The organism is Xanthobacter sp. ZOL 2024 (genome assembly GCF_052932325.1).
The window spans coordinates 2,645,178-2,664,029 of sequence record NZ_CM128808.1; the positions used below are offsets into that span (position 1 = coordinate 2,645,178).

Genomic DNA, 18,852 nt, shown 5'->3' on the forward strand with positions numbered 1-18,852 from the left:
AGTAGAACACAAGGGGGGCGAGGCCAAGCCTGCCGCCGGGTGGCTACATGTAGCGTTCCAGCAGGGCGCGGCTCTCGGGCGGCAGCGGCGTGGCGGCGCGGGCGCGGGTGTCGAACAGCACCAGCACGGTCTGGGCAGTGGCCGCGCACACGCCGTTCTGGAACAGCGCCTGCGACAGGCCGATGGAGCTGCGGCCCACGGTGGCGATCCGCGTGCCGATCTCCACCTCGCCGGGCCACATGAGTTCGGCGCGAAAATCCAGCTCCAGCCGCACGATCACGAACGAGGTGCCGGCCGGCGCCACCTCCACCCCCGGGCCGAGCAGCATGGAGGCGCGGCCGGTCTCCAGGAAGGTGGAGAAGACCGCGTTGTTGACGTGCCCGAGCTTGTCCGTGTCGGCGAAGCGCACCGTGTCGCGGGTGCGCACCGGGAACGCATCGAGGCGCGGCAGCGGCGGCTTCTCGGTGCTCATGACAGGGCCTCAGCCGTTCGGGCCGAGGGCCCGCCAGCCGATGTCGGTGCGGTAGAAGCCATCCGGCCAGTCGATCGCGCCGATGGCGGCATAGGCCCGGTCCCGCGCCTCGGCGAGGCTGGGGCCGGTGGCGGTGACGTTCAGCACGCGCCCGCCGTTGGAGACGAGGTCGCCGCCCTTGCGCCGGGTGCCGGCCTGGAACACCAGGGCGCCGGCCTGGGCGGCGGCATCGAGGCCGGTGATGACGGTGCCGGTCTGGTGCGGACCGGGATAGCCGCGGCTGGCATAGACCACGGTCATGGCGCTGTCGGCGGACCAAATGGGCTCGATCTCGGCCAGGTGGCCGGTGGCGGTGGCATGAAGGGTCTTCACCAGGTCACCGGTGAAGCGCGGCATCAGCACCTGGCATTCGGGATCGCCGAAGCGGCAGTTGTATTCCACCAGCTTGGGGCCGTCCTTGGTGAGCATGAGTCCGGCATAGAGCACGCCGCGATAGGGCGTGCCGGCGGCCACCATGGCGCGGGCGGTGGGGCGGATGATCTCGTCGAGGGCGCGGCGCTCCAGCTCGGCGGTGAGCACCGGGGCCGGCGAATAGGCGCCCATGCCGCCGGTGTTGGGGCCGAGATCACCGTCGAAGGCGCGCTTATGGTCCTGGGCGCTGCCGAACGGCACCACGGTCTCGCCGTCCACCAAAGCGAACAGGCTCGCTTCCTCGCCCTCCATGAATTCTTCGATGAGCACTTCGGTCCCGCCGCTGGCGAACACCTGCTCCACCGCCTCCACCGCGTCATCCACGGTGAGGGCGACGACCACGCCCTTGCCGGCCATCAGGCCATCGGCCTTGATGACGATGGGGGCGCCTTCCGCCTTCACATAGGCGGCGGCCTCGGCGGCGGTGTCGAAGCGGGCGAAGGCGGCGGTGGGAATGCCGTTGGCCCGGCACAATTCCTTGGTGAAGAGCTTGGAGCCTTCCAGCCGCGCGGCGGCGGCGGTGGGGCCGAACGCCGGAATGCCGGCGGCTTCCAGCCGGTCCACCAGCCCGGCCACCAGCGGCGCCTCCGGGCCGACCACCACGAACTCGATGCCGTGATCCTGGCACCAGGTCACCAGCGTGTCGTGGGCCGAGAGGGGGATGCCTTCCACGAGATCCGCATGCTCGGCGATGCCGGGATTCCCAGGCAGCGCGTAGAATTGGCCGAGCTCAGGGCTCTGCGCCAGCTTCCAGGCGAGGGCATGCTCGCGGCCCCCCGAACCGAGCAGCAGAATGTTCATCCGCCCTCCACTCCATGCTTGTTGTTGGATCGGCCGTGCGGTGCGGCCGGTCTGATGTCAGGTTGTCGGCTCTTCGCTATCGGCTCACGCCGGAGCAAACAAGAGCTTCGGCTCTGCGCTCGCCGCATAGGGGAGCACCGCGTTATGCTCAAGACCTTTCGTGATCCTGTAGACTGATTCGATGGTCGAGACTGCCGAGCCGCGCGCCAATGCGCCCGAATGGAGTGTTTCCGAGCTCTCCGCCGCCCTCAAGCGGACGGTGGAGGAGGCGTTCGGCTATGTGCGGGTGCGCGGCGAAATCTCCGGCTATCGCGGGCCCCATTCCTCGGGCCACGCTTATTTCAGCCTCAAGGACGTCGGCGCCCGGCTCGACGCGGTGGTGTGGAAGGGCAGCTTCTCCCGCCTTCGGGTGCGGCCGGAGGAGGGGCTGGAGGTGGTGGCCATCGGCCGCCTCACCACCTATCCGGGCAAGTCGGGCTACCAGATCGTCATCGAGCAGATGGAGTTCGCCGGCGCCGGCGCCATCATGGCCATGCTGGAGGAGCGCAAGCGCCGGCTCGCCGCCGAAGGCCTGTTCGATGCCGCCCGCAAGCAGGAGCTGCCCTATCTGCCGCGGGTGATCGGCGTCGTCACCTCGCCCACCGGGGCGGTGATCCGCGACATTCTCCACCGTCTGGCCGATCGCTTTCCGCGCCGGGTCCTGGTGTGGCCGGTGCGGGTACAGGGCGACACCTCCGGCGCCGAGGTGGCCGCCGCCATCCGCGGCTTCAACGCGCTGCCGGAGCACGGCCCGGTGCCGCGCCCCGACGTGATCGTGGTGGCGCGCGGCGGCGGCTCGCTGGAGGACCTTCTGGGCTTCTCCGAGGAAGCGGTGGTGCGCGCGGCAGCCGACAGCCGCATTCCCCTGGTTTCGGCCGTCGGCCATGAGACCGATGTCACCCTCATCGATTTCGCCGCCGACGTGCGCGCGCCCACCCCCACCGCCGCGGCGGAGATGGTGGTGCCGGTGCGGTCCGATCTGATCGCGGCGGTGGAAGGACTGGGCGCACGCCTGGCGGCAAGCCCGATCCGCCTTCTGGAGCGCCGGCGCGCGGATCTGCGGGCCCTGGCGCGGCTGCTGCCGACGGCGGAGGATCTGTTCGCCATTCCCCGTCAGCGGCTGGACGGGGTGGGCGATCGCCTGCCGCGGGCGCTCAAGGCCAATGCCGACGCCCACCGGCTGCGATTGACCGCGGCGTCCGCCCGCCTGTCGCCAGCGACCCTGCGCCAGCGCTGCCGCCAGGCGGGAATGGGGCTGCGCGATCTGGAGGGGCGGCTGGCGCGGGCCTCGGCGATCGGCCTGCGTCGCGCGCGCGACCGGCTCGACAGCGCCATGGGCCGTCTGCAGGCCGTGGGCGCGGTGCAGCGCGATGCCCTGTCCCGGCATGATCGGCGGCTCGACGAATTGATCGGCCGGGCGCGCTTTCTGGTTTCTGCGGGGGTGCGCGAGCGGCGTCGCCACCTGGGCAGCCTCGCCCAGCTCTTGTCGGCGCTGTCCTACCACGGGGTGCTGGATCGCGGCTTCGCGCTGGTGCGCGATGGGGAGGGCCGGCCGGTGCGCCGGGCGGCGGCGCTGGCGCCGGGCGCCCGCATCGACCTTCAGTTCGCCGATGGTCATGTGGCGGCGGACACCCTCACCGCCGACGGCACGCCGGCGGTGGCCCCGGTGCCGGCCCGCAAGGCGCCGGCGCGACGGGCCCGCAAGCCCGATCCCGGGCCGACCTTGTTCGACCGCTGAGACAACTCTGGCGGGCGAGACATTTGCCGGGCCTCTTTCGCCCGCGTGGGCAAAGCACTATGTTAAATATCCTCTTCAGGATCTTGCGTGACGTGATGAACCGATTTGAACGCTTCCCCGATCCCAACGGCGAGGCGGAGCTGCGCTATCTCGATGGTGAATTCCGCATCGTGCGTCCCGGCAGCTTCGTGCGCTGCGCGGTGACCGGGCAGATCATCCCCCTCGACGACCTGCGCTATTGGAGCGTCGATCTGCAGGAGGCCTATTCCGGCCCCGAGGCGGTGCTCGCCCGCATGCGCGAGGCCGGCCGGCCCGAGGCCTGAAATCCAGCGGCCGGCCCGAGGCTTGAGGTCTTCGGCCGGCCTGGAGCGCAAAAGCGCGGGGCTGTCGGCGGCGGGTCAGTCTTCGGCGCCGGGTAGCGCGATCCGGGCCTCGAAGCGGCGGGCGGCGAGGCGCAACAGCGCATCGAAGGCGGCGGGCTGGTCCAGTTCCAGGGTCACCGGCACGGCGGTGAAGTGCGCCCGCATATCCCGCAGTTCCGGTGTCGCCAGCCGGGCCATATCCTTGGTTGTGGTTACGAGCCGGGCGCCTTGGGCGCCAGCGATCAGCGCTTCGATCTCCGCCCGCGTGAAGCGGTGGTGATCGGCGAAGGCGGTGCGCGCCACCACGTTCAATCCGGCCCGCTCCAGGGTGGCAAAGAATTTGTCCGGCCGGCCGATGCCGGCGACCGCATGGAGCGGCATGCCCCGCAACGCGTCGATGCTGTCCGGCGCCGGCGCCAACCGCCCGCGCAGCACCGTCTTGCCGAGGCCGAGGGCACAGTCCGCGACCGCCTCTCCCGCCGCGCCGCCGCCGATCAGCAGCACCGCGTCAGCCCGCGCGATCTGCGGGGCGAGGGGCGCCCTGAGGGGGCCGGCGGGCAGCACGTAACCGTTGCCGACACCTACTTCCCCATCCACCACCAGCACGCTCACGTCCTTGGCGAGGCTGGGATTCTGAAAGCCGTCGTCCATCACCACATGGGTGGCGCCGCGGGCGGCGGCCAGTTGGGCGCCGCCGAGCCGATCGCCGCCGGCGACGATGGTCGGCGCATGGGTGGCCAGCAGCAGCGCCTCGTCGCCCACTGCGTTGGCATCGTGGTGGGCGGGATCCACCTCGGTGGGCGTGGTGATGGCGCCGCCATGGCCGCGCAGCAGGGCGAACGGCCGGGCGCCCGCGGTGGTGAGGCGCTCGAGGCACCACAGAGCGGTGGGCGTCTTGCCGGCGCCGCCGACGGTGGGGTTGCCGATGCAGATGACCGGCAGCGGCGCCGCGCCGCCCGGTCGGGCCATGCGGCGCAGGGTGAAGGCGCCGATCACCGCGCCGATGGGCGCCAGCAGGTGCGCCGCCCAGCCCGGCGCGCGCCACCAGAAGGCTGGCGCCCGCGCGGTCATCGGTGCTGCAGGCGGATCTGGATGAGATAGGGCTCGATGGCGTGCAGCGTGTGCTCCAGCGCGCCGCCGAGGGCTTCGAGCGTCTTCTGGCCCTGGCTCGCCGCCTGGGCACGCAGTTCGGGATCATGCATCAGGGCAAAGGCCGTGCGTGCCAGGGAATCCGCGTCGCTGACCGGCAGGGCGCCGTATTGGGCGTCCAGCTGGCCATAGGTGTCGGCGAAATTGCCCACGTGGGGGCCGTGCAACACCACGCTGCCGAGCTTGATGGCCTCGATGGGGTTCTGGCCGCCGCGCGGCACCAGCGAACCACCGACGAACGACACCGGTGCCAGACGGTAGAACAGACCGAGCTCGCCGAGGGTATCGGCCACATAAAGGTCGGCGTCGGTGGCGGGCAGTTCGTCACGGCTGCGCTGCGCGGCGGCCCAGCCGGCGGCGTCGGCCAGGCCGACGATGGAATCGCCCCGCTCGGGATGGCGCGGTACGATCACCGTGAGCAGATCCGGCATCTGCTGGCGCAGCAGGCCGTGCGCGGCCATCACCAGCTCATCCTCGCCCGGATGGGTGGAGGCCGCCAGCAGCAGGGGCCGGGGGCCGAGGGCGCGGGCGAATTCGTCGAAATCGGCGCCGTCCACCGCCGGCGGTGGGACATCGAACTTGAGGTTGCCGCACACTTCCACCCGCTCGGCGCCGAGCGCGCGGAAGCGCCCGCCGTCCTCCTCGCTCTGGGCGAGGCACAGGTCGACCCGGCGGAGCAGGGCGCGGGCGCTGCCCTTCAGGCGGCTCCAGCGGCGGGCCGAGCGCGGCGACAGCCGGCCGTTGACGAGCACCGTGGGGGTGTCACGGCGGCTGAGTTCCGACAACAGGTTCGGCCACAATTCGGATTCCGCCAGCAGCACCAGGTCGGGCTGCCAGTGGTCGAGAAAGCGGCGCACGAAGCCGGCCGCATCCAGTGGCACGAACTGGTGGATGACGCCGTCCGGCGCCCGATGGGCGGCCACCCGGCTGGAGGTGAGGGTGCCCGAGGTCAGCAGCACCTCGAATCCCCGCTGCCGCAGGCGCTCGATCAGCGGCAGCACGCAATTGACTTCGCCGACGCTGGCGCCGTGCACCCAGATCAGCGGGCCTTCGGGTCGTTCGGCGCTGGGATAGCCCCGGCGCTCGGACAGCCGCTCGGGATCTTCCTTGCCCTTGCGCACGCGGTAGCTCAGCCAGGCCGGGGTCAGCAGCGCGGCGGCCGAGCTGGCGCCGCGGTAGAGGCGGAGGGGGACGGGCAGCGCGCGGGATCGCTTCATACGCGCGGAGCCCCCTCCGGCTTCGCGGTGCCCCGGGCCAGCGCCTCGGCCCGCGCGGTGATGGCCTCGAGCCGCGACTGCAGCAGATCGCGCGCCGCGGCGAGCGCCGCATCATCCGCATCGCGGGCGACGAACACAGGCTCGCCCACCACCGCCGCACCCCGGCTGAACGGCAGGTTGAGGCTGGCCCGATCCCAGCTTTTCAAGGTGATGCGGTTTCCGGTGGCCATGGCGAGCGGGATGATAGGCCGTCCTGAATACCGTGCAATAGTAACGACACCCATCCCCACCTTGCGAGCAATCTTGGGGACATCGGCGGTCATCGCCACATTGATGCCGGCTTCCAGCGTCGCCAGGATCTCATAGGTGGCGGACACGCCACCCTTGCGGTGGAAGTCGCGCCTGGAGGTGGCGCCGGAGCCGCGGATGGTGCCTACGCCCAGCTTTTCGGCGGCGATGGCATTGATCTGCGCATCGGCATGGCGGGAGATGAGCACCTTCGCCTGGTGATGCGGCTTCATGGCGAAGGGCGTGAGGAAATGCTGTCCATGCCAGAAGGTCATGATGACCGGCATGCGCTCGTCGATGGTCTCGAAGATGTCGGGCGGCTCGATCACGAACCGCGTCGTGTGCGCCACAAACTTGAAATATTGCGCAAAGGTAGTCCCAGCCGCGACCTGGAACGCGCGGTTGGTCCTCAATCGCCGCCACATTGTTCTTTTTGCTCGCTGTCGTGAGACGCACACCGCCAGGGAGGGCGATGCACCGCGCCATCCATAGCCGCTTGTGCGCGGCAGTCAAAGCACAACAGCACGGGCGGGGCTTTCACCACCCGTGCTGTGGAGATCACGCGGGCCGGAGGGGCGCGTCGCGGCGCCCGATCACTCGCCGTGCGCCTTGCCGGTCTCGGGATCGAGCAGGCGATGCAGGTGGACGACGAAATACCGCATCATGGCATTGTCCACGGTCTGCTGCGACTTCGCCTTCCAGGCCGCCGCGGCGCTGGCGTAGTCCGGGAAGATGCCGACGATGTCGATCTTCGACAGGTCCTTGAAGTCGGTGCCGTGAATGTCCGTCAGCTCGCCGCCGAACACGAGGTGGGGCAGCTGTTTCGAGGGTGTTGAGGTGGTCATGGCGTGTCCGAATGGGTGGTCACGGGAGAGAGGGGTGGCACGGCGTCGGGCGCCGTGCCGCTGCGGGCCGCGGCCATGGCAGGGCCGTGAAGCCGGATACCCGCGCATACCAAGGCGGCGTGACGCGGAGTGGCCCGGTTATAGACGAGGGGCGCATCGTCCAGGGTGGTGAGGCGGCCGCGGGCCTCCTCCACCACCAGATCGGCGGCCGCCAGGTCCCAGTCGTGGCTGTCGGCGCGCGAGACCGCCACGTCCACCTCGTCGGTGGCCACCCGGGCGAGGCGCAGGGCCAGGGAATGGCCGCGCGGCATGCGGGTGATGGCGGCCGCGGCGGCCAGCCGGTCGAGGGCCTCGCTGGGGCCAGCGGCCCGCGCGCCCGCCAGATCGGCGCGCTGGCCGGCGGTGAGCGCCGAGCCGTTGCGATGAGCGCCGGCGCCGCGACGGGCGGTGAACATTTCTTCGAGCATGGGGGCGAACAGCGCCGCCAGCAGCGGCCGGCCATCCTCCACCAGCGCCACCGACACCGCCCAATCGGGCGCGCCGTTCATGAAGCCGCGGGTGCCGTCGATGGGGTCCACCACCCAGACCCGGCGGCGCGTCAGCCGGGCCGCCGCGTCGGCGGTCTCCTCGGACAGCCAGCCGTAATCGGGGGCGAGGGCGGTGAGGCGCTGATGCAGATAACGGTCGACCGCGAGATCCGCCTCGGTCACCGGCGAGCGATCGTCCTTGCTCCAGGCCTTCACGCCCGAGCGGAACATGGAGAGCGCCAGCGCGCCAGCCTCGGCCACCGCATCGCTCAGCTGGCGGGCCAAAAGGGCATCGTCGCGGTGGTCGTCGGCCGGTCCGGGCGAGCCGTGGCCAGGCGCGGCTTTGTCGGGGTCTGCGCTCATGGCTTCGCCACATAGGAGGAGGCGGCCGCGATGGCAATGCGCCTTGCGTCGCGCCGGCCGGTGAAATGTCTCCAAAATGCGATGCAAATCCCTCGCGAAATCGCATAGCACATTGATTTTAAAGAATGAAATTTTTTTGCCGCAGGGCGCTGGGTGGCCTGCCCAACTATAGTGCAATGCCTAGGGGAGCAGCAGGCGGAGCACGGTCGGCGCCAGCGTGTCGAGGCAGAGGCCGGCGAACAGGATCAGCCCGGCGTCGCGGTTCGACTTGAAAATGCGCAGGCACAGGGCCGGATTGTCGATGTCGAGCTTGGCTACCTGCCAACGCAGATGCAGCGCGAAGCCGACCAGCCCCAGCATGGAGAACAGGCCGGTGGGCACGGACAGGAAGGCGAGCGCGAACAGGATCACCACCAGCGTGTAGCACAGGGCCACCGCAAGGCCGGTTCCGCGGCCGAACAGCAGGGCGGTGGAGCGCACGCCGACGATGGCGTCGTCCTCACGATCCTGATGGGCATAGATGGTGTCGTAGGCGAACACCCACACCACAGCGCCGGCGAACAGCAGCAGCGCCGGGTCGGCAATGGTGCTGAACACCGCCGCCCAGCCCATCAGCGCGCCCCAGGAAAAGGCGATGCCGAGGGTGAGCTGGGGCACGGAGGTGATGCGCTTCATGAGCGGATAGACCGCCACCACGCCGAGGGAGGCGATGCCGGTGATGACCGCGAAGCGCGGCAGGCTGAGCAGCACGGCGAGGCCCACCAGCGCCTGAAACAGCAGGAACGCGAAGGCGGCGGGCACGCTCACCGCGCCACTGGCGATGGGCCGGCTGCGGGTGCGCGCCACCGCGCGGTCGATCTTGCGGTCGAGGATGTCGTTCCAGGTGCAGCCGGCGCCGCGCATGGCCACCGCGCCGATGGCGAACAGGATCAGCAGCACCGGGTCGGGGTAGGGCGCATCGGCGGCCACCGCGGCCAGCGCCGTCGACCACCAGCACGGCAGCAGCAGCAGCCAGGAGCCGATGGGGCGGTCGAGTCGCGCCAGGTGCAGATAGGGCCTCACCCCCACCGGGGCGTACCGATCAACCCAATTGTTCGGCGGGGCGTCGGCGACGGTCGGGCCGAGGGAGCCTTCCTGAGATGTCAATGCAGCGCCTATTTCTGAAGCGCGTTGCCGCTGAGTGTGTCGAACACCCCGCTGCGGCCGTTGGGCGTCTTGCTGATGCTGTAGCCGGTGGTGATGCCCAGGGCGCTGGACATGGAGCCCTGCGGCGGCGGCGTGGCCGGACCGCCCGGCGCCATGCCGGTGGCGGCCACCTTGCAGACCTGGTCACGCACCTGATTGGTCTTCTTGTTGCTGGCGATGGCCTGCTTGATGGCCTCGTCCGGGATCTGGCACCAATCCTTGTTGGATTGCAGGAACTTCACCCAATTGGCCTCGGCCGTCGCGAACGAGCGGAACAGCGGGCACAGGGTCTGCGGGTCCGCCTTCTTCTTGCCCGCCGCCTGCAAGGCCGCGCCCTTGGCTTCCAGCTCCGAGCGCAGGGAGGTCACATCGCTCTGGCAGTCCGCCCACGCGGCGGAAGCCGAAACGGCGCTCACGACGACGGCCGCCGCAATCTTGAGCGTCATTGTCCGCATCTGGCTGCCCTTCTCTTATCCGCCCCCAGCGGGCTTCTTGATATACACAGCATCCACATGGGGCAATATCGCGGCGAACCTTGCGGAACTGTTGCCAAGGGGTCGCATGGGTGCCCTGCGATCGGCACCGCCGCCGATTACCGGCGGCCGGGCCGGCGCCTCGGTCACCCGGCATGGCCACGGCAGGTATCTGGTGTGAAAGGTCTTTTCAAGGCGCGCGGCGGGTGCGCGCCGCGCCGGCCCGGCTGGCGGGCGAGGGCGCTGCGATCGGTGCTTGACGGGCTCCCGCGCGGTCGGTACTTTCGCGCAACTTTTGGAAGGGACTGCGTGACCATGCGCAATTTCGTTATTCTTCTCGTATGCGGGGGCGCCACGATCGGCTCAGCCTGAGCGGCTGTGCGAAGAGACGTGGCGCGTGACGATGGGGCCCTTGGGGCCCCTTCGTCGTTTCTGAACCGCCGCGTCCGATCCTGTTCGCGGCTTGAAGCGATCAGTTGAAGGTTCGGCGCCGCGGCGCCGCGGGAGTTCCAGGCCATGACGAATGCAACGAGCGGCAACACGACCGGCGCCCGGATGACCGGCGCCGAGATGGTGATCCAGGCCTTCGCCGACCAGGGGGTCGCGCACATTTTCGGCTATCCGGGTGGCGCGGTCCTGCCCATCTATGATGCCCTGTTCCACACCAACGCCATCGAGCACATCCTGGTGCGGCACGAGCAGGCGGCGGTGCATGCCGCCGAGGGCTATGCCCGCTCTTCCGGCAAGGTGGGCGTGGTGCTCGTCACCTCCGGCCCCGGCGCCACCAACGCGGTCACCGGCCTCGCCGACGCCATGATGGATTCGATCCCGGTCGTCTGCATCTCCGGCCAGGTGGCGAGCCACCTCATCGGCAACGACGCCTTCCAGGAATGCGACACGGTGGGCATCACCCGCCCGTGCACCAAGCACAATTACCTGGTGCGCGACGTGAACGATCTCGCCCGCGTGCTGCACGAGGCCTTCTACGTGGCGCAGAACGGCCGTCCCGGCCCGGTGGTGGTGGACATTCCCAAGGATGTCCAGTTCGCCACCGGCACCTATATCGGCCGCGACAACATCCAGCATAAGACCTACCGCCCGAAGCTCGTCGCCGAGGATGCGCAGATCAATGCCGCGGTGGAGCTGCTTGCTTCCGCCAAGAAGCCGATCTTCTACACCGGCGGCGGCGTCATCAATTCCGGCCCGGAGGCGAGCCGGCTGCTGCGCGAGTTCGCCCACACCACCGGCGTTCCGGTCACCTCCACCCTGATGGGGCTGGGCGCCTTCCCGGCAAGCGACCCGCAGTGGCTGGGCATGCTGGGCATGCACGGCACCTATGAAGCCAATCTCGCCATGCACGATTGCGACGTCATGGTGTGCATCGGCGCGCGCTTCGACGACCGCATCACCGGCCGGCTGGACGCCTTTTCGCCCGGCTCCAAGAAGATCCACATCGACATCGACCCCTCGTCCATCAACAAGAACGTCAAGGTGGACCTGCCCATCGTCGGCGATGTGGCCAAGGTGCTGGGCGCCATGGCCATCGCCTGGGCCGGCAAGGGCCTGAAGCTCGACAAGGAGGCCCTGGCCGCCTGGTGGACGCAGATCGACCGCTGGCGGGCCCGCCAGTGCCTCGCCTATCGCGCCTCCGACGAGATCATCAAGCCGCAGTACGCCATCGAGCGGCTGATGGCGGCGGTGAAGGGCAAGGATGTCTACATCACCACCGAGGTCGGCCAGCACCAGATGTGGGCGGCCCAGTTCTGCCATTTCGATGAGCCGAACCGCTGGCTCACCTCCGGCGGTCTCGGCACCATGGGCTATGGCCTGCCGGCCGCCATCGGCGCCCAGAAGGCGCACCCGGATGCGCTGGTGGTGGACATCGCCGGCGAAGCCTCGATCCAGATGAACATGCAGGAAATGTCCACCGCCATGCAGTTCAACCTGCCGGTCAAGGTGTTCATCCTGAACAACAAATACATGGGCATGGTGCGCCAGTGGCAGGAGTTGCTGCACGGCGGGCGTTACTCTCACTCCTATTCGGAGGCGCTGCCCGATTTCGTGAAGCTGGCGGAAGCCTATGGCGGCGTCGGCATCCGCTGCGACAAGCCGGCGGATCTCGATGCCGCCATTGCGGAGATGATCTCCATCAAGCGGCCGGTGATCTTCGATTGCGTCGTCGACCAGCAGGAAAACTGCTTCCCCATGATCCCCTCGGGCCGCGCCCACAACGAGATGATCCTGGGCGATATGGCCGTGGATCTCGATGCCGCCATCACCGACGAGGGCAAGATGCTGGTGTGAGGCGGCCCGCGCCGCCTTGTGCACCCCTTTGCCGTCCAGTTCCCTCCCCAGCCGGGGGAGGGCCCCGTCGATCGTCATGCCCAGAGCTTTTCCATGACTTCTTCCCCTGAGCCCATCGAGCGCCACACCCTCTCTGTCCTGGTGGACAATGAGCCCGGCGTTCTCGCCCGCGTCATCGGCCTGTTCTCCGGCCGCGGCTACAATATCGACAGCCTCACCGTGTCCGAGGTGAGCCAGGAGAGCCATCTCTCCCGCATCACCATCGTCACCACCGGCACCCCCATGGTGATTGTGCAGATCCGCAACCAGCTCGACCGGCTGGTGCCGGTGCACCGGGTGGAGGATCTCACCACCGAGGGCATCGGGCTGGAGCGCGAGCTGGCCATGGTGAAGGTGCGCGGCACCGGCGAAGCGCGCTCGGAGGCGCTGCGCCTGGCCGAGGCGTTCCGCGCCCGGGTCATCGACGCCACCCGCGAGAGCTTCGTGTTCGAGATCACCGGCAAGACCGACAAGATCGACCAGTTCGCCTATCTGATGGAGCCCCTCGGTCTCGTCGAGGTGGCGCGCACCGGCGTGGTGGCCATTTCGCGCGGGCCTCAGGCCCTGTGATCCGGCCGTTCAGCGCCGCCAGCTGAAAAGTCCCTGTTTCCATCGCTCCCGTTCCGGTGCAAACAGCGCCCGCGGGAGCGGTGGCGGTTCAAGACCCCGCCTCATCGAGGCACCGCCAATTCAAGACGCCCACAAGGAGACACTGATGCGCGTTTATTACGATCGCGACGCCGACCTGAACCTGATCAAGGGCAAGAAGGTCGCTGTCATCGGCTATGGCAGCCAGGGCCATGCCCACGCGCTCAACATGCGCGACAGCGGCGTGAAGGATGTCGTGATCGCCCTGCGTCCCGGCTCCGCGACCGCCAAGAAGGCCGAGGCCGAGGGCTTCAAGGTGCTCTCCCCCGCCGAGGCCGCCAAGTGGGCCGACGTGGTGATGATGCTCACCCCCGACGAGCTGCAGGGCGACATCTATCGCGAGAGCCTCGCCGACAACATGAAGGAAGGCGCGGCGCTGTTCTTCGCCCACGGCCTCAACATCCACTTCAACCTGATCGAGGCCCGCAAGGATCTCGATGTGCTGATGGCCGCCCCCAAGGGCCCGGGCCACACCGTGCGCGGCGAGTATCTCAAGGGCGGCGGTGTGCCGACCCTCATTGCCATCGCCCAGGACGCCACCGGCAACGCCCATGACCTGGCCCTCTCCTATGCTTCCGCCATCGGCGGCGGCCGCGCCGGCATCATCGAGACCACCTTCAAGGAAGAGTGCGAGACCGACCTGTTTGGCGAGCAGGCGGTGCTGTGCGGCGGCACGGTGGAGCTGATCCGCGCCGGCTTCGAGACCCTGGTGGAGGCCGGCTACGCCCCCGAGATGGCGTATTTCGAATGTCTGCACGAGATGAAGCTGATCGTCGACCTCATCTATGAGGGCGGCATCGCCAACATGAACTACTCCATCTCCAACACCGCGGAATACGGCGAATACGTCACCGGCCCGCGCATCATCACCCCCGAGACCAAGGCGGAGATGAAGCGGGTGCTCACCGACATCCAGTCCGGCAAGTTCACCCGCGACTGGATGCTGGAGAACAAGGTGAACCAGACCTCGTTCAAGGCCACCCGCGCCCGCGTGAACGCCCATCCCATCGAGGAAGTGGGCGAGAAGCTGCGCGGCATGATGCCCTGGATCAAGGCCAAGGCCCTGGTGGACAAGAGCAAGAACTGAGGCGTCTATCGCGCCGGGCTCTCTTCGGTGCGGCTCCTGCATCTTTGCTCGGGAGCCGCACCGGATGGATGAAAAAGAAAGGCAGGCCGCGATCCCGCGACCTGCCTTTCTTGCTTTCTAGCTCCGGCTCATGGGCTTTCGCGCGTCTCACGACCCGCTCTCAAGAATCGCTTTGCTGTATGCGCGGGGCTTGCGGTCTCCACACTAAAATTAGAAAAACAACAAAGAACCTAAAGCTCGAAAATCGTTCCGAGAAACGTCTGTTTCCGGATGCTTCATCTGTTATATCAACTTCTTCTTTCTTGCAATTCGGTGTTGCGCTATATTGTCAGTTCATCAGGTGTTTTTTAGCCTGAGCGTGCTGAGTGTTCAGGCCTCGCTTCTCTGCGAGGCCGTTTATTTGATTTTGAAGAATTCAATAAAGAGATCGAGCTATGAATGTGACCGTGATCTTCGGATCGGACGGCGGCGCGACCAAGGGTGTCGCCTCCAAGATTTCCAAGAAGTGCCAGGGCCGCAGCGTCGACATCAAGAGTGCGAGCCCGGCGGATTTCGAGAATTGCGATCTTTTGATCCTCGGCTCGCCCACCTATGGGGATGGCACCCTGCAGACCGATTGGGAAGAGCATATCGACAAGCTGCGCGCGGCCAAGCTGCAGGGCAAGAAGGTGGCCCTGTTCGGCACCGGCGACCAGGCCACCTATCCCGACAGCTTCGTGGATGCCATGGGCATCCTTTATGACGAAGTGACGGAGCTGGGCGCCGTGGTGGTCGGCTTCACCGCCACCGAAGGCTACGACTATCTCAACTCCACCGCCGAACGGGATGGCCAGTTCGTGGGCCTTGCCCTCGATCAGGACGGCCAGTCGGGCATGACCGAGAAGCGGGTGACGGCATGGCTCAGCAAGCTGCTCTGAGGCCCGCTTCCGCCAGCTGGGGGTTGGTTCGCATGGACCGCGCGCAAGCTCTTGCCGATCGCGCCGCCGATGCGGCGGTGCTGAAGCTGTTCCATCACCACCTCTATGAATATGGGCGGGGCGTGCGCGGCCTGTTCCTGATGACCGTCAGCCTGCAGCAGTCGTTCCCCGTCGTCGCGAAACTTCGCGGCGATGGGATCGATCATTTCGTGCAGCAGGTCAGCGCCAACAAGGTCAATGTCTTCTTCGGGCGCGAGGCGTTCGTGGCGGTGGTGCGCAGCTTCGTCACCAAGCCGCTCAACCTCCTCTCGCCGGAGGAGGATTTCATGCTCGGCACCCTGCTCGGCTACGACAAGGAGCAGCAGTGCCGGCGCTTTCTCGGCAAGGTCGCCGTCGGCTGCTGCCCGCTGGCGGCGGAATAGGGCGCCGCGCCGGCCAGCCTCATGTGCCGCCGCTCAGGTGGCGGCGTCGGAATAGCGCGTCGCCAGCGGCAGCGAGGCGGTGGCGAGGAAGGAGCGATAGCGCCGCCGGGCATCCATGGCGGTGCCGTTGTCGGAAATGGCGGCTTCCTGGAGTTCCGCCAGCGCCCACGGGCCGGGCTCCACCGGCAGCGCGACGATTTCCGGCGCGTTGTGGGAGGTGATCTCGATGATGTCGTGGGCGGTGAGCGCCTGCAGGGCGTGGGCGGCCAATTGGCGCTGATAGGCGCGGCGCTCCGGCGACAGGTCTTCCCATGCCTCCAGCAGCGGGTATCGATTGCGGGAAAAGGCGTGCATCGCGCGCGCCATACGCTCCACCATGTCCGCCGCGATCATCCGAGCCTCGCTACGCCTTCACTACTCGTTCGCCCAATGTGGCGGGAAGCGGTTTCGCGATGGTTGCCGCACGGGACATCCTTGTTCCATGGTGTATGAAACATTAAGCAACCCATGGCTGCCGCTGCAGGAGGAATTCCCATGTCCGTCACCCTCGCCGATCTCAAGGTGAAGCTGTTCACCGATGGCGCGGACAAGGCTCAGATCGTCGAGATGGCCCGCCATGGCCACATCGCCGGCTTCACCACCAATCCGTCGCTGCTGCGCAAGGCCGGCGTGACCCATTACGAGGCGTTCGCCCGGGATCTGGTGGCGGCGGTGCCCGACCGGCACATTTCCTTCGAGGTGTTCTCCGACGAGATCGCCGAGATGCGGGCGCAGGCGCGGCTGATCGCCGGCTGGGGCCCCAATGTCTATGTGAAGATCCCCGTCTCCACCACGCGCGACGAGCCGCTCTACGATCTGGCGCGCGATCTCGCCCATGATGGGGTGAAGGTGAATTTCACCGCCGTGTTCGACCTGCCGCAGGTGGAAGCCGGCGTGGCGGCGCTGGCCGGTGGCGCACCCGCCTGCATCTCGGTGTTCGCCGGCCGCCTCGCCGACACCGGCATTGATTATGCGCCGGCGGTGTCGCGGGCGGTGGAGTTGGCCCGCGCCACCGCCAATGTGGAAGTCATCTGGGCGTCCACCCGCGAGGTGTGGAACGTGGTGGAGGCCGATCGCATGGGCTGCCACATCATCACCGCGCCGGCGGATGTGCTGAAGAAGCTGCCGGCGCTTGGCAGCCGCACCGCCGCCGAGCTGGCGCTGGAGGCGGTGAAGGCGTTCCGCGTGGACGCTCTGGCGGCGGGCCTCACCCTGGATCTCGACGGTCGCACCGCCGCGGAGTAGGGGCGGCGCCCAAAACTCGGGCAAGATCAAGAGAAGGGCGGCGGATGCCATTGCGCCGCCCGGATGCGCTGTTACATTGATTCCAAGGCGCAACCGGGGTGTGACGCGCACCCCCGGTTCGAGCGCATGTTCCGCCTTGCGGCGAGGGAATCGATATGAGGGACGAGACGCACGGGTCCGCGTCGGGCTCGGGGCTGTCTTCCCCTTCCAGGGGCGAGAAATCCCGCGACAGGGACCACGCGGCGCTGGCGACGCCGGAGCGGGAGCAGGGCGCCGCGCCCGCCGATCCGGTCTATGCCGCCATCGATCTCGGTACCAACAATTGCCGCCTGCTGGTGGCGCGCCCCACCTCCCGTGGCTTTCGCGTCGTCGACGCGTTCTCGCGAATCGTCCGCCTGGGCGAAGGGCTCACCGCCTCCGGGCGCCTGGGTGAGCCGGCCATGGAGCGCGCCGCCGCGGCGCTCGAGGTCTGCGCCGCCAAGATGGCCGCCCGCGGGGTGTCCCGCGCCCGGGTGATCGCCACCGAGGCCTGCCGCGCCGCCGCCAACGGCAGTGATTTCTGCGCCGATGTGCGGGCGCGCACCGGCCTGCAGCTCGAGGTGGTGGACCGCCGCACCGAGGCCGGCTTGGCCGCCGCCGGCTGTGCGCCGCTGGTGGATCCCAATTGCGATGGCGCCATTCTGTTCGACATCGGCGGCGGCTCCACCGAGGTGGTGTGGCTGGGCCGCCGCTCGGCCGGCGATGACGGCCCGCCGCGGGCCCGCATCCGCTCCTGGATCTCGCTGCCGGTCGGCGTGGTTTCCCTGTCCGAGCGCCATGGCGGCGTGCGGGTCTCGCCGCAGGTGTTCCGCGAGATGGTGGCCGAGGTCCGCGCCATGCTGGAAGGCGTGCGGGAGAGCTGGGGCCTCAAGCCGCCGCTGCGCATGCACCTGCTCGGCACTTCCGGCACGGTCACCACCGTCGCCGGCATTCATCTCGGCCTGAAGCGCTATGATCGCACGCGGGTCGACGGCACCTGGCTCCATGCCCAGAGCATTTCCGGCGTGGTGGACCGTCTCGCCACCATGTCGTTCGAGGAGCGGGTGGCCAATCCCTGCATCGGCGCCCAGCGGGCCGATCTGGTGCTGGCCGGCTGCGCCATCATGGAAGCGGTGCGCGAGGTGTTCCCGGCCGACCGCCTGCGGGTGGCGGATCGTGGCCTGAGGGAGGGGATGCTGGTGCAGCTCATGCGCTCGGACGGCGTCTGGCGCCGGGCGCGGCCGCAGGAGCCTGCTCCAGGCCTGGAGCCGCCGGTGGGTGGTGGCGCGGCCAACGGCATGGTCAAAACGTGCGGCGTGGTCAAGACGTGCAGCGTCGACGGCGGGCCGCGGCCGCCGGAGGCACCCCGGGGCGAGTTCGCGCCCCGGCTTGGATATTCAGCGGGCATGAAGAGTGGTGACATGAAGGGTTTCAAGGCGGGCGGGCGGCGCAAGTCGAAGAAGGGCGGGCGCCCATGACCGCGCCGACTCACGGTCCCGACGGTCGGCCGCTGAAGGTGCGGGTGAAGACCTCCCGCAATCGCACCACCTCGTCCCAGCGCTGGCTGCAGCGCCAGCTCAACGATCCCTATGTGGCCCGCGCCAGGCGCGAGGGCTGGCGCTCCCGCGCCGCCTTCAAGCTGATCGAGATGGACGAGAAGGCGAAGCTGCTGCGCAAGGGCATGCGCATCGTCGATCTCGGCGCCGCCCCCGGCGGCTGGAGCCAGGTGGCGGCGCAGAAGATCGGGCTCGAGGGCGGCCACGGCAAGATCGTGGGCATCGACCTTCTGGAGATGGAGCCCATTCCTGGCGTCATCTTCGCGCAGATGGACTTCCTGGCCCCCGACGCGCCGGAAAAGCTGCTCGCGTTGCTGGATGGCCCGGCGGATCTGGTGATGTCGGACATGGCGGCCAACGCCACCGGCCACAAGAAGACCGATCATCTCAAGATCGTGGCGCTGGTGGAGCTGGCGGTGGATTTCGCCCGCCAGGTGCTGGCGCCGGGTGGTGCCTTCCTCGCCAAGGTGCTGCAGGGCGGCACGGAAGGCACGCTGCTGGCGGACCTGAAGCGCGATTTCGCCCAGGTGAAGCATGTGAAGCCGGCGGCGAGCCGCGCCGATTCCGCCGAGCTCTACGTTCTGGCCACCGGTTTTCGCGGCCAGTCGCGCGATCAGATGGACGACGCCGAGGCCGAGTGAGCCGCC

The 18,852-nt window shown here is 68.5% G+C and carries 20 protein-coding genes; 10 read left to right on the forward strand and 10 right to left on the reverse strand.

Annotation, left to right across the window (positions count from 1 at the left end; translation table 11 throughout):
• Positions 1-43: 43 nt before the first annotated feature.
• On the reverse strand, positions 44-472 hold the full coding sequence (locus tag ACU4E7_RS12180) for an acyl-CoA thioesterase (protein WP_238119899.1): 429 nt from the start codon (positions 470-472) through the stop codon (positions 44-46).
• Between the two features lie 9 nt (positions 473-481).
• A complete protein-coding gene (gene purD / locus ACU4E7_RS12185) occupies positions 482-1,744 on the reverse strand; it encodes a phosphoribosylamine--glycine ligase (RefSeq protein ID WP_238119900.1) in 1,263 nt (420 codons plus the stop codon).
• A 181-nt stretch (positions 1,745-1,925) separates the two neighbouring features.
• Between purD and xseA the strand changes: the two genes are divergently transcribed.
• Together xseA and ACU4E7_RS12195 are read left to right on the forward strand one after the other, a co-directional pair.
• The gene (xseA, locus tag ACU4E7_RS12190; RefSeq protein WP_238119901.1) at positions 1,926-3,521 is read left to right on the forward strand and encodes an exodeoxyribonuclease VII large subunit; all 1,596 of its coding nucleotides are present in this window, start codon (positions 1,926-1,928) and stop codon (positions 3,519-3,521) included.
• A 95-nt stretch (positions 3,522-3,616) separates the two neighbouring features.
• Entirely contained in the window at positions 3,617-3,844 is a 228-nt protein-coding gene (locus tag ACU4E7_RS12195; RefSeq protein ID WP_238119902.1) for a DUF2093 domain-containing protein, read from the forward strand.
• 75 nt (positions 3,845-3,919) lie between these two features.
• On the opposite strand, the gene lpxK is transcribed toward ACU4E7_RS12195, so the two are convergent.
• The 7 genes from lpxK to ACU4E7_RS12230 all read right to left on the reverse strand — a co-directional run bounded on the left by lpxK (position 3,920) and on the right by ACU4E7_RS12230 (position 9,903).
• Positions 3,920-4,954, reverse strand: coding sequence for a tetraacyldisaccharide 4'-kinase (gene lpxK / locus ACU4E7_RS12200; RefSeq protein WP_447019009.1), 1,035 nt, complete (start codon positions 4,952-4,954; stop codon positions 3,920-3,922).
• Entirely contained in the window at positions 4,951-6,249 is a 1,299-nt protein-coding gene (locus ACU4E7_RS12205; protein WP_447019010.1) for a 3-deoxy-D-manno-octulosonic acid transferase, read from the reverse strand. The genes lpxK and ACU4E7_RS12205 overlap by 4 nt, the downstream gene beginning before the upstream one ends.
• Positions 6,246-6,866, reverse strand: a complete 621-nt coding sequence (locus tag ACU4E7_RS12210) for a lysophospholipid acyltransferase family protein (RefSeq protein ID WP_238119905.1) — start codon at positions 6,864-6,866, stop codon at positions 6,246-6,248. The genes ACU4E7_RS12205 and ACU4E7_RS12210 overlap by 4 nt, the downstream gene beginning before the upstream one ends.
• 264 nt (positions 6,867-7,130) lie before the next feature.
• On the reverse strand, positions 7,131-7,382 hold the full coding sequence (locus tag ACU4E7_RS12215; protein ID WP_238119906.1) for a DUF4170 domain-containing protein: 252 nt from the start codon (positions 7,380-7,382) through the stop codon (positions 7,131-7,133).
• Positions 7,379-8,272, reverse strand: coding sequence for a 3'(2'),5'-bisphosphate nucleotidase CysQ (locus tag ACU4E7_RS12220; protein WP_447019011.1), 894 nt, complete (start codon positions 8,270-8,272; stop codon positions 7,379-7,381). The genes ACU4E7_RS12215 and ACU4E7_RS12220 overlap by 4 nt, the downstream gene beginning before the upstream one ends.
• Positions 8,273-8,452: 180 nt before the next feature.
• Positions 8,453-9,418, reverse strand: a complete 966-nt coding sequence (gene ubiA / locus ACU4E7_RS12225) for a 4-hydroxybenzoate octaprenyltransferase (protein WP_238119908.1) — start codon at positions 9,416-9,418, stop codon at positions 8,453-8,455.
• 8 nt (positions 9,419-9,426) lie between these two features.
• Complete coding sequence (locus ACU4E7_RS12230) at positions 9,427-9,903, reverse strand: hypothetical protein (protein ID WP_238119909.1); 477 nt, start codon at positions 9,901-9,903, stop codon at positions 9,427-9,429.
• A gap of 543 nt (positions 9,904-10,446) precedes the next feature.
• On the opposite strand from ACU4E7_RS12230, the gene ACU4E7_RS12235 reads away from it, so the two are divergent.
• From ACU4E7_RS12235 to ACU4E7_RS12255, 5 genes are all read left to right on the forward strand, one after another.
• A complete protein-coding gene (locus ACU4E7_RS12235; RefSeq protein ID WP_447019012.1) occupies positions 10,447-12,234 on the forward strand; it encodes an acetolactate synthase 3 large subunit in 1,788 nt (595 codons plus the stop codon).
• 93 nt (positions 12,235-12,327) lie between these two features.
• Positions 12,328-12,843: an acetolactate synthase small subunit gene (gene ilvN / locus ACU4E7_RS12240; protein ID WP_238119911.1), complete on the forward strand. Its 516-nt coding sequence runs from the start codon at positions 12,328-12,330 to the stop codon at positions 12,841-12,843.
• A gap of 145 nt (positions 12,844-12,988) precedes the next feature.
• A complete protein-coding gene (ilvC, locus tag ACU4E7_RS12245) occupies positions 12,989-14,008 on the forward strand; it encodes a ketol-acid reductoisomerase (RefSeq protein WP_238119912.1) in 1,020 nt (339 codons plus the stop codon).
• A 434-nt stretch (positions 14,009-14,442) separates the two neighbouring features.
• A complete protein-coding gene (gene fldA, locus ACU4E7_RS12250) occupies positions 14,443-14,925 on the forward strand; it encodes a flavodoxin FldA (protein ID WP_238119913.1) in 483 nt (160 codons plus the stop codon).
• Positions 14,926-14,957: 32 nt separating this feature from the next.
• Positions 14,958-15,347 (forward strand): DUF2023 family protein, encoded by a 390-nt coding sequence (locus tag ACU4E7_RS12255; RefSeq protein WP_238119914.1) that lies wholly within the window; start codon positions 14,958-14,960, stop codon positions 15,345-15,347.
• 33 nt (positions 15,348-15,380) lie between these two features.
• On the opposite strand, the gene ACU4E7_RS12260 is transcribed toward ACU4E7_RS12255, so the two are convergent.
• Positions 15,381-15,740 (reverse strand): hypothetical protein, encoded by a 360-nt coding sequence (locus tag ACU4E7_RS12260; protein ID WP_238119915.1) that lies wholly within the window; start codon positions 15,738-15,740, stop codon positions 15,381-15,383.
• Positions 15,741-15,881: 141 nt separating this feature from the next.
• Here ACU4E7_RS12260 and ACU4E7_RS12265 point away from each other — a divergent pair, with 141 nt between their 5' ends.
• The 3 genes from ACU4E7_RS12265 (at position 15,882) to ACU4E7_RS12275 (ending at position 18,846) form a co-directional block, all read left to right on the forward strand.
• On the forward strand, positions 15,882-16,631 hold the full coding sequence (locus tag ACU4E7_RS12265; protein WP_447019013.1) for a transaldolase family protein: 750 nt from the start codon (positions 15,882-15,884) through the stop codon (positions 16,629-16,631).
• Between the two features lie 155 nt (positions 16,632-16,786).
• Positions 16,787-18,127 (forward strand): Ppx/GppA phosphatase family protein, encoded by a 1,341-nt coding sequence (locus ACU4E7_RS12270; protein WP_238119917.1) that lies wholly within the window; start codon positions 16,787-16,789, stop codon positions 18,125-18,127.
• Positions 18,124-18,846: an RlmE family RNA methyltransferase gene (locus ACU4E7_RS12275; RefSeq protein WP_238119918.1), complete on the forward strand. Its 723-nt coding sequence runs from the start codon at positions 18,124-18,126 to the stop codon at positions 18,844-18,846. The genes ACU4E7_RS12270 and ACU4E7_RS12275 overlap by 4 nt, the downstream gene beginning before the upstream one ends.
• Positions 18,847-18,852: the final 6 nt, after the last annotated feature.

Excerpts from the sequence above, each read along its gene's own strand:
- ACU4E7_RS12180 (WP_238119899.1), bottom strand. The coding sequence starts at position 472 with ATGAGCACCGAGAAGCCGCCGCTGCCGCGCCTCGATGCGTTCCCGGTG.
- purD (WP_238119900.1), bottom strand. The coding sequence starts at position 1,744 with ATGAACATTCTGCTGCTCGGTTCGGGGGGCCGCGAGCATGCCCTCGCC.
- xseA (WP_238119901.1), top strand. The coding sequence starts at position 1,926 with ATGGTCGAGACTGCCGAGCCGCGCGCCAATGCGCCCGAATGGAGTGTT.
- ACU4E7_RS12195 (WP_238119902.1), top strand. The coding sequence starts at position 3,617 with ATGAACCGATTTGAACGCTTCCCCGATCCCAACGGCGAGGCGGAGCTG.
- lpxK (WP_447019009.1), bottom strand. The coding sequence starts at position 4,954 with ATGACCGCGCGGGCGCCAGCCTTCTGGTGGCGCGCGCCGGGCTGGGCG.
- ACU4E7_RS12205 (WP_447019010.1), bottom strand. The coding sequence starts at position 6,249 with ATGAAGCGATCCCGCGCGCTGCCCGTCCCCCTCCGCCTCTACCGCGGC.
- ACU4E7_RS12215 (WP_238119906.1), bottom strand. The coding sequence starts at position 7,382 with ATGACCACCTCAACACCCTCGAAACAGCTGCCCCACCTCGTGTTCGGC.
- ACU4E7_RS12220 (WP_447019011.1), bottom strand. The coding sequence starts at position 8,272 with ATGAGCGCAGACCCCGACAAAGCCGCGCCTGGCCACGGCTCGCCCGGA.
- ACU4E7_RS12230 (WP_238119909.1), bottom strand. The coding sequence starts at position 9,903 with ATGACGCTCAAGATTGCGGCGGCCGTCGTCGTGAGCGCCGTTTCGGCT.
- ACU4E7_RS12235 (WP_447019012.1), top strand. The coding sequence starts at position 10,447 with ATGACGAATGCAACGAGCGGCAACACGACCGGCGCCCGGATGACCGGC.
- ilvN (WP_238119911.1), top strand. The coding sequence starts at position 12,328 with ATGACTTCTTCCCCTGAGCCCATCGAGCGCCACACCCTCTCTGTCCTG.
- ilvC (WP_238119912.1), top strand. The coding sequence starts at position 12,989 with ATGCGCGTTTATTACGATCGCGACGCCGACCTGAACCTGATCAAGGGC.
- fldA (WP_238119913.1), top strand. The coding sequence starts at position 14,443 with ATGAATGTGACCGTGATCTTCGGATCGGACGGCGGCGCGACCAAGGGT.
- ACU4E7_RS12255 (WP_238119914.1), top strand. The coding sequence starts at position 14,958 with ATGGACCGCGCGCAAGCTCTTGCCGATCGCGCCGCCGATGCGGCGGTG.
- ACU4E7_RS12260 (WP_238119915.1), bottom strand. The coding sequence starts at position 15,740 with ATGATCGCGGCGGACATGGTGGAGCGTATGGCGCGCGCGATGCACGCC.
- ACU4E7_RS12265 (WP_447019013.1), top strand. The coding sequence starts at position 15,882 with ATGTCCGTCACCCTCGCCGATCTCAAGGTGAAGCTGTTCACCGATGGC.
- ACU4E7_RS12270 (WP_238119917.1), top strand. The coding sequence starts at position 16,787 with ATGAGGGACGAGACGCACGGGTCCGCGTCGGGCTCGGGGCTGTCTTCC.
- ACU4E7_RS12275 (WP_238119918.1), top strand. The coding sequence starts at position 18,124 with ATGACCGCGCCGACTCACGGTCCCGACGGTCGGCCGCTGAAGGTGCGG.